The following is a 10,019-nucleotide window of genomic DNA, read 5'->3' as shown; positions in this document are numbered from 1 at the left end:
TGTCCGGCCCGCCCGGGGCGGGTCGGACACGCCCTAGACTCGGGCCCGTGACGACGACCGTTCCGGCCCCGCGGACCTCGACGGACCTGGCCGACGCCGTGCGCGACGACGGGTCCCTGCGCCGCTTCCTGCGCGGGCTGCCCGGCGTCGACGAGGTGGGCCTGGAACGCCGCTCGGCCGTGCTGGCCACGCGCAGCATCAAGAAGGCCGCCAAGCTCCGCGCGCTCGACACGGCGATCTCGATGATCGACCTGACGACGCTGGAGGGCTCCGACACCCCGGGCAAGGTCCGCTCGCTGTGCGCGCAGGCCCGCCGCCCCGACCCCGAGCACCCCGACGTGCCGCCGGTCGCCGCCGTCTGCGTCTACCCCGACCTCGCGGGCACCGCGGTCGAGGCGCTGCGCGGCTCGGGCGTCGCGGTGGCCGCGGTCGCCACGGCGTTCCCGGCCGGGCGCTCGTCGCGGGCGGTGAAGCTGGCCGACACCACGATGGCCGTCGACGCGGGGGCCTCGGAGATCGACATGGTGATCGACCGCGGCGCCTGGCTGGCCGGGCGCTACGGCCAGGTGTACGACGAGATCGTGGCCGTCAAGGCGGCCTGCGGCGCCGCGCACCTCAAGGTGATCCTGGAGACCGGCGAGCTGGCCGGCTACGACGACGTCCGCCGCGCGTCCTGGCTCGCGCTGCTCGCGGGCGCCGACGTCATCAAGACCTCCACCGGCAAGATCTCCCCCGCCGCCACGCTGCCGGTGGTGCAGGTGATGCTCCAGGCCGTCCGCGACTGGCACCGCGCCACCGGCGAGCTGCGCGGGGTCAAGGCCGCGGGCGGGATCCGCACGAGCAAGGACGCGATCCGGCACCTGGTGGCCGTCAACGAGGTGGCCGGCCCGCGGTGGCTCACCCCCGACCTGTTCCGGTTCGGCGCCTCGTCGCTGCTGAACGACCTGCTCCGGCAGCGCCGCACCCAGGCGCTCGGCCACTACGAGAACACCGACCGGATCGGCACCGCCTGATGGACACCTGGGACTACGCCCCCGCCCCCGAGTCCGCGGCACTGGCGAACGTGGCGCCCACCTACCGCCCCTTCGTCGACGGCGCGTTCGTCGACGGGGGCGGCGAGGCGCTGAAGACGGTCAACCCGGCCACCGAGGAGGTGCTCGCCGAGGTCGGCACCGCGTCGGAGCAGGACGTCGACCGGGCCGTCGCCGCCGCCCGCCGCGCGTTCGAGAAGACCTGGGGCCCGATGCCGGGCGCCGAGCGGGCCAAGTACCTGTACCGGATCGCCCGGATCGTCGCCGAGCGCTCCCGCGAGCTGGCAGTGCTGGAGACCCTCGACAACGGCAAGCCGATCCGCGAGTCCCGCGACGTCGACGTGCCCACCGCGTCGGCGCACCTGTTCCACCACGCGGGCTGGGCCGACAAGCTCGGCTACGCGGGCCTGGGCCCCGACCCGCGCCCGGTCGGCGTCGTCGGCGCGGTGATCCCCTGGAACTTCCCGCTGCTCATGGCCGTCTGGAAGATCGCGCCCGCACTGGCCTGCGGCAACACGATCGTCCTCAAGCCCGCCGAGACCACCCCCTTGACGGCGCTGGTGCTCGCCGAGATCGCCGCCGAGGCGGGCCTGCCGGCCGGGGTGCTCAACGTGCTGCCCGGCGCGGGCGGCGTCGGCGCGGCGCTGGTGGCGCACCCCGGGTTGGACAAGGTGGCCTTCACCGGATCCACAGACGTCGGCAAGGAGATCCAGCGGACGCTCGCGGGCACCGGCCGCCGCCTCACCCTGGAGCTCGGCGGCAAGGCGGCCAACATCGTCTACGACGACGCGGCGATCGACCAGGCCGTCGAGGGCGTCGTCGACGGGATCTTCTTCAACCAGGGCCACGTCTGCTGCGCGGGATCGCGGCTGCTCGTGCAGGAGTCGATCGCCGAGGAGTTCTCCGAGCTGCTGCTGCGCCGCGTCGAGACCCTGCGCGTCGGCGACCCGCTGGACAAGAACACCGACGTGGGCGCGATCAACTCCCGCGCCCAGCTCGACCGCATCGTCGACCTGGCCGCGGCCGGTGACGCCGAGGGCGCCGAGCGCTGGACCAGCTCCTGCCCGCTGCCCGAGCGCGGGCTCTACTTCCCGCCCACGGTGTTCTCCGGTGTCGAGCAGACGATGCGGGTGGCCCGCGAGGAGATCTTCGGCCCGGTGCTCTCGGTCCTCACCTTCCGCACGCCCGAGGAGGCGGTGGCGAAGGCGAACAACACCCCCTACGGCCTGTCGGCGGGGATCTGGACGGAGAAGGGCGCCAAGGCGATGTGGACCGCGCGGCGCCTGCGCGCCGGGGTGGTCTGGACGAACACCTTCCACCGCTTCGACCCCACCTCCCCCTTCGGCGGCTACCGCGAGTCGGGCTTCGGCCGCGAGGGCGGCCGCGCCGGCCTGGAGGCCTACCTCTCCTGACCCCCCGCCCTCTCCTGACCCCCGCGAGTCGGGACATCCGTGCGACCGGGTCGTGCCGCCCGTGAGATCGCTCTCCGGCCCGGGCGACGGGACGGCAGGCGCGCCATCATCGACCCGATGCCCCGCACCCACGCCTTCACCGACGACGCCCTCGGCGACCACGACGCCGTCGGGCTGGCGGAGCTGGTCCGGCGCCGGGTGACCACGGCCGACGAGCTGCGCGCGGCGGCGCTCGCCCGGGCCGGGCAGGTGGCGCAGCTGGGTGCGGTGGTGACGACCGGGCCCACGGCGACCGGCGCCCCGGACGGGCCGCTGGCCGGCGTGCCGACCTACGCCAAGGACAACATCGAGGTCGCCGGCATGCCGTGCGGGCACGGCACCGCGGCGTTCGTCCCCCGTCCGGTGGCCGCGCACGGGCCGGTCACCGCGCAGCTGCTGGCCACCGGCCTGGACGTGCTGGGCACCAGCCGGATGCCGGAGTTCGGGTTCAACGCCTCCACCGAGTTCGACGGCGCGGCGCCCGCGCGCAACCCGTGGGACCCGGCGTACTCACCGGGTGCGTCGTCGGGCGGCGCGGGCGTGCTCGTCGCCGCGGGGGTGGTGCCGCTCGCGCACGCCAACGACGGCGGCGGGTCCATCCGCATCCCGGCCGCCTGCTGCGGGCTGGTCGGTCTCAAGCCCGGCCGCGGCCGGCTCGTGCCGAACCCGCAGGGCGCGCGGCTGCCGATCGACCTGATCGCCGACGGCGTCGTCAGCCGCACCGTCCGCGACAGCGCCGCGTTCCTCGCCGCCGCCGAGCGGTACCGGCGCAACCCGGCGCTGCCGCCGATCGGGCTCGTCGAGGGCCCGGCCGCGCGCCGGCTCCGGATCGGGCTGGTGCTGGACTCCCCGACCGGTGCCGCCACCTGCACGCAGACCCGCGCCGCCGTCCTGGACACCGCGCGCACGCTGGAGAAACTCGGCCACACCGTCGAGCCGGCCGCGATCCCGATCGGGGGCTCGTTCGTCGAGGACTTCGTCGACTACTGGGGCATGCTCGCCTTCCTCGCCGCGTCCACCGGGCGCTGGCTGCTCGGCCGCGACTTCGACCCCGCGCGCATGGACGGCCTCTCCCAGGGCCTGCGCGAGCGCTACCGCCGCGCGCTGCCCCGGACGCCGGTCATCGTGCGCAGGCTGCGCCGGGTGCAGGCCGGCTACGCACGGGTGTTCGCCGCGCACGACCTGGTGCTCTCCCCCGTGGTCGCGCACACCACGCCCCCGCTGGGGCACCTCTCGCCCACCGTCCCGTACGACGAACTGCTGCGCAGGCTGCTGGCCTACGTCGCGTTCACGCCGTTGAACAACGTGGCCGGGGCGCCGGGTCTCGCGCTGCCCGCGGGCCTGTCCGCGGACGGGCTCCCGATCGGGGTGCACCTGTCGGCGGCGGTGGGTGACGAGCGCAGCCTGCTGGAGGTGGCCTACGCGGTGGAGGCCGAGCGGCCGTTCCCCCGGATCCAGGGCCCATGATCACCGGTTCGGCGCGAAAGCGGCGAGAACCCGCCGGAAACGCGCCCGAACGATGATCATGCCGGCGATCGTGACCACGACGGCTCCCGGGCCGGGTGCCCGTTAGGCTCGGCCCGTGAGCCTCTCCCCCGCCGTCGACGGCCGCCTGCCCGTCGCCAAGACGTTCAAGCTGTACGTGGGTGGGGCGTTCCCGCGCTCGGAGTCCGGCCGCAGCTACCCCGTCTCCGACGCGAAGGGCCGGCTGCTGGCGCACGCCGCGCTGGCCTCCCGCAAGGACGTCCGCGACGCGGTGAGCGCGGCCGGGTCGGCGTTCCGGGGCTGGTCGGGGGCCACGGCGTACAACCGGGGGCAGGTGCTCTACCGCGTCGCGGAGATGCTGCAGGCCCGCCACGACCAGTTCGCCGACGACGTGCTGGCCGCCGAGGGCGGCACCCGGAAGAAGGCCGCGGCCCTCGTCGACGCCGCGATCGACCGCTGGGTCTGGTACGCGGGCTGGACCGACAAGATCGCCTCGGTGCTCGGCTCGGTGAACCCGGTGGCCGGGCCGCTGGTCAACTGGTCCACCCCCGAGCCGACCGGGGTGGTCGGGGTGCTGGCCCCGCAGTCCTCGTCGCTGCTGGGCCTCGTCGACGCCGTGGCGCCGGTCCTGGCCACCGGCTGCACCGCCGTGGTGGTGGCGTCGCAGGAGCGTCCGCTGCCCGCCGTCGGGCTGGCCGAGGTGCTCGCCACCTCCGACGTGCCCGGCGGCGTGGTCAACCTGCTCACCGGATCCACCGCGGAGCTGGCGCCCTGGCTCGCCGCGCACGGCGACGTCCACGCCCTCGACCTCACCGGGGCGCCGCCGGACCTCGCGGCCGAGTGCGAGCGCGCCGCGGCGGGCACCGTGAAGCGGGTGCTGCCCCGCCCGGCCACCGAGCCCGACCCCACCCGCACGCCGGGCCTGGCGCGGCTGCGCGCGTTCACCGAGATCAAGACGGTCTGGCACCCGGTCGGTCGCTGACCGGGGAGGGTCCTAGGCTCCTCGCCGTGGCCAGCGACATCGTCCCGATCCAGCTCTCCCTCACCGAGGGCGACCTCGTCACCCTCTGGGCCCCGAAGTGGCGCGAGGACGGCGAGGAGTGGGAGGCGTTCCTGGGCGACGACGACGCGCTGTTCGCCTTCCCCGAGGTGGCGCAGCTCGCCGCGTTCGTCCGCACCGCGCGCGAGCACGACCTGGTCGACCACCCCGCGTGGTCGGTCGTGCCCGATCTCAGCGTCGCCGAGCTGACCCCGCAGGAGACGCAGACCTACGACATCATCGGCGTGCCCGAGCTGGTGGCCGAGGACGCCGACCAGTGGACGATCGGCGAGCTGGGCGAGATCGTCGAGATGCTGCGCTCGATCGCCGACGTCTGCGAGCTCGACGTCGTCACCGAGGTGCTCGACTCCGCGCCCGGCTTCGGGCTGCTGCACCAGGGCACGCTGCCGTTCGTCGGGCGCGAGGGCGGGCGGCAGTGGACGGAGCTGGTCGACGTCGTCGCCGCGCGCTGGGACGACGTGATCGACGCCCTCGACGACCTCGTCGACACCCCCGAGGTCGACGCCGCGGCGCTCGCGACGGCGGAGAAGGAGGAGGCCGCGGCCGCCGTACCGGTGGAGGACGCCGACGCGATCGCCCCCGCCGACGACACCGACGACGTCGACGACACGGCCGACACCGACGACGAGGAGCCGGAGGGTTTCTGGAACGAGGTCGGCATCCACCCGATCCGGATCACGACCCGCGACGGCGAGTTCGTCTCGCTGCGCTGCTTCCTCGACGACAAGCCGGTGTTCCTGGGCACCGGCGGCACCATCGAGGTCTTCGGCGGCGGGCGCGCGCTGGCCCGCTGGATCGCCGAGGACGGGGCCGACGGGCACGACCTCACGGCCGCCTCGACCTGGCCGGACGTGGTCGCGCGGGCGTCGGTGGGCGAGCTGGAGGTGGAGGTCGACGACCTCGACTCCTACGTCCTCACCGGGCTGGCCGACGACATCGCCGAGGGCGTCCTCGCCGTCGACGCCACGCAGCTGGAGCAGGCCGTCGAGCTGCTGCGCGACGTCGGCGAGTGGGCGGGCGACGACGACCCCGCCGAGGCGCTCGCGGAGAACCAGCCGCTGGGCTGGCTCGTGTCGTTCGTGGTGCGCCCGAACCCGACCCGCCTGGCCCCGAGCCCGCCGTTCGACCGGGAGTCGGCGCGGTTCCGCGAGCTGGTCGAGGAGCTGACGGGGCGCCTGCACGAGAACTGAGGTCTCCTCCTCCACGGGGGAGGCCGCCCCGGGGCGCCCTGCCCGAACCTCGGACCCGAGGCGCCGCCCCGGCGCCCGGGACGAGGAGCGGGACATGAGCACGTTGAGCGTGTGGCGGTTCGACACCGAGGACGGAGCCGCCCGGGCCGTGGCGACCCTGGAGGACCTGGCCCGCAAGAAGCTGGTGACGGTCTGGGACGCGGCCACGGTGTCGTGGCCGAAGGACGCGAAGAAGCCCCGCACCGAGCAGCTGCACAACCTGACCGGGGCAGGCGCGCTCGGCGGGGCGTTCTGGGGCCTGCTGTTCGGCCTGCTGTTCTTCGTGCCCCTGCTCGGGGCGGCGCTGGGTGCGGCGTTCGGGGCGCTGGGCGGGACCCTGGCCGACGCCGGGATCAGCGACGACTTCGTGAAGCGGGCCCGCGACGAGATCACCCCGGGCACCTCGGCGCTGTTCGTCCTCACCTCCGACGTGGTGCTGGACAAGGTCTCCGAGGCGTTCACCGGGCAGCGGCCGCAGCTGCTGTTCACCAACCTGTCCACCGACCAGGACGACGCCCTGCGCGCGGCCTTCGCCGAGTAGGACACCGCCGAGTAGGACACCCCGGGGCCTCACCCGCCGGCGAGCGCCGCGGGCGGGGCCCCGTCGTCCTCCTGGACCGGGACGCGGTCCACCGGCGGCCGGCGCCCGGGGAGGTCACGCGCCGAGCCCAGCAGCGCCTGCGCCCAGGACGCCCGCGGGTCGCAGTCGACCAGCAGCGTCTTGACCAGCAGCGTGAGCGGCACCGCGAGCACCGCCCCGAGCAGCCCCAGCATCCAGCCCCAGAACGCCAGGCCCAGGAACGTCACGCTGATCGACAGGCCGACGGCGTTGCCGATGAACCGGGGCTGGGCCAGCGAGGTCAGCAGGAAGTTGACCACGCTGTAGATCACTAACACGGCCAGCACCAGCTGCGGGCCCCCGACGAGCAGGGCCAGCAGCGCGGGCGGCAGCACGCCGAGCCAGAACCCGACGTAGGGGATGTAGTTGGTGAGGAACGCCAGCAGCCCCCACAACAGCGCGAGCGGCACCCCCAGCAACGCCAGGGCGATCGTGTCGACGGCCCCCACCAGCAGCCCGAACACCGTCGTCACGACCAGGTACCGGCGGGTGTCGACGGCGAACCGGACCAGCCCGTCGGCGATGTGCGGGCGGTCCGCGGCGATGGCCGCCATCCGGGCCGACGCCTCGGTGGACTCGATGCTGAGGAACAGCATCAGCGACAGCAGGAAGACCAGGTTGGTGGCCAGGCCCGTCACCCCGGCCAGCAGCGCTCCGACGACGGCGACGAGCCGCCCGAGGTCCAGCGCCGCGGCCAGTACCCGCACCTGGCCGACCCCGACGCCCCACTCGCCCAGCAGCCCCGTCAGCCCGGCGACGAGCGCGTCCGCCTCCGCGGCGTAGCGCGGCAGGATCGTCGCCAGCTGCGCCACCGAGACGACCAGCACCACGACCAGTACCAGTACGACGGCGTAGACGAGCAGCACCAGCGCGGCCACCGACAGCCAGCGCGGCACCCCCAGCCCGCGCAGCCGCCCCTCCACGGGGCTGACCACGATGACGATCACGAACGCGAGGAACGCCGGCCCGATCAGCCAGGCCGTCGCCTGTACGCCCGCCGCCAGCACCACCGCGGCGGCCGCCCCCACCAGCACCACGAACGCCCGGGGCAGCGCGGTCACGGGTCGGCGCCCGGGACTTCCTGCACCGACACGACGTGCAGCCCCAGGTTCTGGATCAGCGCCAGCACCCCGTGCAGGTGGGACTCGTCGAGCACCTCCCCGAGGATGATCGTCTGCGGCGGGGCGTGCAGGACCGTCATGTCCGGGAACGCGCCCCTGGCCCGCTCCGACAGCAGGCCGGCCACCCGGAACTCGTAGCGCGTCGTCACGTCCCCACCACCTCCGTGGTCGCCGCCCGGGTCAGCCGGCCGGCTCGGTCGCCGGCGCGGGTGCCGCCCGGAGCTCGTCGGGCACCGAGCCGGGCATCCGGCCCGCCGGCACGATCGCCAGCAGCGCGAGGGCCGCCAGCACCAGCAGCGAGGTGCGCAGCGCCCGGATCCGGGCCTCGGTGTTGATCCGGACGGCCTCGTCCACCTGCGCCGCGGTGGCGGTGGTGGCGCCGAGGGTCTCGACGAGCGCGTCGTTGGGGACGAAGTTGACCTGGTCGAGGTTGACCTGGGACTTGAGCTCCGGAGGGATGGCGGGGTTGTCGACGAGCTGGCTCGACACGATCCCGCCCAGCACCCCGACGGCGAACACGCTGGCCAGGGCGATGCCGACGCTGCCGGAGATGTTGTGCACCAGCCCGCGCCACGCGCCGACGTCGCCGGAGAGGTTCCTGGGGACGGCGGTGAGCAGGGTGTTGAAGACCAGCGCCACGATCGCGCCCTGCCCCAGGCCCAGCGTGATCAGCCCGACGACGACGAGGATCTGGCTCCAGTCGTTGCGGATGGTGACCCCGAGCAGCGTCAGCGCGGCGGCCACCACGACGAACCCGGCCCTGGCGATCACGGCGGGCGACCAGCGCCGGTAGAACCCGGCCACCACCGAGCTGGCCACGAAGATCGACAGGGTGTACGGGATCACCGAGATCGAGGTCTCGAAGCTGGTGCGGCCCTGCACGATCTGCAGGTAGAGCGGGATGAGGAAGTTCGCCGCGGTGCCGACGAACAGCATCGTCGCCATGCACACGGTGGTGGCCCGCTCGGAGGGTGACTTCAGGACGTCGAGGGAGAACAGCTGCGGGCGCCCGGCCTCCTGCTGCGAGCGGGTCCAGGAGAAGAAGGCCTGCGCACCGACGACGCCGCCGACGATCAGCAGCGGCGCGGGCGAGACGCCGAACACCGAGAACGGGGCGGCCGGGGTCGCCAGGAACAGCCCCCACGAGGCCAGCCCGCTGAAGCCGAAGCTCAGCATGATCACCGACCCGGCGGCCAGCGCGGCACCGGTCCAGTCGATGCGGATGTCGGGCTGCGCCGGGACCGCCCGGATCCGGAAGCTCAGCACCAGGTTGACCACCGCGAAGGCGACGACCAGCGCGAACGACCAGCGCCAGCCGATCGTCGAGGCGAAGGAGCCCGCGACGAGCAGGGCGAGCACCCCCGCCGCCGGGATCGCGGCGGCGAGGAAGCCGATGGCCCTGGCCTGCTGCTCGCCGTGGAAGTTGGTGGAGATGAACACCACCAGCGCCGGGGCGATCAGGGCGATCACCGCGCCGGAGGCGGCCTGGGCGACGAACAGCATCGCCGGGCTGACGCTCAGCGCGACGGCCGCCATGGCCGCCCCGTGGATCGCCACCGCGATCTGGAACACCCGCCGGGAACCGTACTTCGCCCCCACCTTCGCCCCCAGCAGGATGAACGCCGCCATCGCGAAGGTCCCCGCGGTGATCGCCGTTCCCACGCTGGTGGCCGGGGTGCTCAGGTCGGTGGTGATCCCCTGCATGGACACCGTCAGGGCGTTGACGGCGAACGAGGCCTGGATCTGGGTCAGGACCACGACGACCAGGGGCAGCCAGGACGCGTTCGCGACGCCGGGCGGGGCGGGTGGCGAGGTCATGCGGCACGCCTTTCGGTCCTGCGGGGCCTGCGGACAGGGCACCCACCCTCGGCGGCGCGGACCGCGGGGGCCTCCCCCGCAGCGGGGGAGCCCGGGCCCCGCCGGGGCGTCCGTCGAGCACCCGCGCCGGGGCCCCGGCAGGCCCGCGGCGGGGGCCCGGGGCCAGGCCGACACCACACCTCCCCCGCCGCGGACGAGGCAGGGT

Annotated in this window: 9 protein-coding genes; 6 read left to right on the top strand and 3 right to left on the bottom strand. The window is 74.4% G+C overall.

Going from position 1 to position 10,019, the window contains the following annotated elements:
* Nucleotides 1-47: 47 nt before the first annotated feature.
* The 6 genes from deoC (at nucleotide 48) to PHY01_RS13595 (ending at nucleotide 6,797) form a co-directional block, all read left to right on the top strand.
* Nucleotides 48-1,013, top strand: coding sequence for a deoxyribose-phosphate aldolase (gene deoC, locus PHY01_RS13620; protein WP_170183796.1), 966 nt, complete (start codon nucleotides 48-50; stop codon nucleotides 1,011-1,013).
* Entirely contained in the window at nucleotides 1,013-2,443 is a 1,431-nt protein-coding gene (locus tag PHY01_RS13615) for an aldehyde dehydrogenase family protein (protein WP_141278999.1), read from the top strand. Before deoC ends, PHY01_RS13615 begins: the two co-directional genes overlap by 1 nt.
* Nucleotides 2,444-2,560: 117 nt before the next feature.
* Nucleotides 2,561-3,949 carry an amidase gene (locus PHY01_RS13610; RefSeq protein ID WP_141278998.1) on the top strand — a complete coding sequence of 463 codons (1,389 nt, stop codon included), beginning with the start codon at nucleotides 2,561-2,563 and terminating at the stop codon, nucleotides 3,947-3,949.
* A 115-nt stretch (nucleotides 3,950-4,064) separates the two neighbouring features.
* Entirely contained in the window at nucleotides 4,065-4,949 is an 885-nt protein-coding gene (locus PHY01_RS13605; RefSeq protein ID WP_246085881.1) for an aldehyde dehydrogenase family protein, read from the top strand.
* A gap of 26 nt (nucleotides 4,950-4,975) precedes the next feature.
* A complete protein-coding gene (locus PHY01_RS13600; RefSeq protein ID WP_141278997.1) occupies nucleotides 4,976-6,217 on the top strand; it encodes a SatS C-terminal domain-containing protein in 1,242 nt (413 codons plus the stop codon).
* Nucleotides 6,218-6,311: 94 nt separating this feature from the next.
* Nucleotides 6,312-6,797, top strand: coding sequence for a DUF1269 domain-containing protein (locus PHY01_RS13595; protein WP_141278996.1), 486 nt, complete (start codon nucleotides 6,312-6,314; stop codon nucleotides 6,795-6,797).
* Between the two features lie 29 nt (nucleotides 6,798-6,826).
* Here the strand turns inward: PHY01_RS13595 and PHY01_RS13590 are convergent, their stop codons facing one another.
* Genes PHY01_RS13590 through PHY01_RS13580 form a run of 3 tightly spaced genes read right to left on the bottom strand, consistent with a single transcriptional unit; the run spans nucleotide 6,827 to nucleotide 9,814 of the window.
* Entirely contained in the window at nucleotides 6,827-7,936 is a 1,110-nt protein-coding gene (locus PHY01_RS13590) for an AI-2E family transporter (protein WP_141278995.1), read from the bottom strand.
* The gene (locus tag PHY01_RS13585) at nucleotides 7,933-8,145 is read right to left on the bottom strand and encodes a DUF8691 family protein (protein WP_141278994.1); all 213 of its coding nucleotides are present in this window, start codon (nucleotides 8,143-8,145) and stop codon (nucleotides 7,933-7,935) included. The genes PHY01_RS13590 and PHY01_RS13585 overlap by 4 nt, the downstream gene beginning before the upstream one ends.
* A gap of 31 nt (nucleotides 8,146-8,176) precedes the next feature.
* Nucleotides 8,177-9,814 (bottom strand): MFS transporter, encoded by a 1,638-nt coding sequence (locus PHY01_RS13580; RefSeq protein WP_141278993.1) that lies wholly within the window; start codon nucleotides 9,812-9,814, stop codon nucleotides 8,177-8,179.
* Nucleotides 9,815-10,019: the final 205 nt, after the last annotated feature.

Source organism: Pseudonocardia hydrocarbonoxydans, from assembly GCF_006539565.1.
Taxonomy (GTDB): domain Bacteria; phylum Actinomycetota; class Actinomycetes; order Mycobacteriales; family Pseudonocardiaceae; genus Pseudonocardia; species Pseudonocardia hydrocarbonoxydans.
Note: the sequence above shows the minus strand (reverse complement) of the source record. Positions and strands in the feature narration are given on the sequence as shown.

Bases quoted from the DNA above. Each gene is read 5' to 3' on its own strand.
- PHY01_RS13580 (WP_141278993.1), bottom strand. From the start codon at position 9,814: ATGACCTCGCCACCCGCCCCGCCCGGCGTCGCGAACGCGTCCTGGCTG.
- PHY01_RS13615 (WP_141278999.1), top strand. From the start codon at position 1,013: ATGGACACCTGGGACTACGCCCCCGCCCCCGAGTCCGCGGCACTGGCG.
- PHY01_RS13595 (WP_141278996.1), top strand. From the start codon at position 6,312: ATGAGCACGTTGAGCGTGTGGCGGTTCGACACCGAGGACGGAGCCGCC.
- PHY01_RS13610 (WP_141278998.1), top strand. From the start codon at position 2,561: ATGCCCCGCACCCACGCCTTCACCGACGACGCCCTCGGCGACCACGAC.